This window comes from Mesorhizobium sp. M7A.F.Ca.MR.362.00.0.0 (genome assembly GCF_004023175.1).
Taxonomy (GTDB): Bacteria; Pseudomonadota; Alphaproteobacteria; order Rhizobiales; family Rhizobiaceae; genus Mesorhizobium.
The window spans coordinates 1-502 of the sequence record NZ_RZTF01000609.1 but is presented as its reverse complement, the minus strand read 5'-3'; the positions used below and the strand labels follow the sequence as shown (position 1 = coordinate 502).

Below are 502 nucleotides of genomic sequence, written 5' to 3'. Positions count from 1 at the left end.
CACGAAGGGCTGGTCGATTGTGCCTAAACGCGGCTCGCGCTTTCTCTTCATCAAGCCGCTCGAACGGGACGCCTGGACGAACGTCAACGTCATCACCGACCGAGGCGTCTATTCGTTGCTGCTCAAAGCCACGGACAGCGATCGCGACCGTGCCTCCTTCCAGGTTCGATTCAGATATGCGGATGAGGATCAAGACGCGCGCTTGCTTGCCCAGGCCCAGCAAAGCGCTGCCGATCCCGACCTCAAAAACCTCAACTATGCCGATCTCAACTACAATTACGTCTATGTCGGCGATGACAGCCTGAAGCCGCGCGTTGCTTTCGACGACGGCACCAAGATGTTCCTGGAGTTCACGGGCGACATCCCCGCCATCTTCGTCGTCGACGAAAAAGGCCATGAATCGCTCGTCAATCAGCGTACCCAGGGAAAATACACGATCGTTGACAAGATCGGCCGGCAATTCACGCTGAGGGCCGACGGCAAAACGCTCTGCCTCTACAAT

At 57.2% G+C, this 502-nt stretch carries 1 protein-coding gene; it reads left to right on the top strand.

Annotation, left to right across the window (positions count from 1 at the left end; translation table 11 throughout):
* A partial coding sequence (locus EOC06_RS35895) for a TrbG/VirB9 family P-type conjugative transfer protein (protein WP_164898954.1) occupies positions 1-502 on the top strand: 502 nt, incomplete at both ends.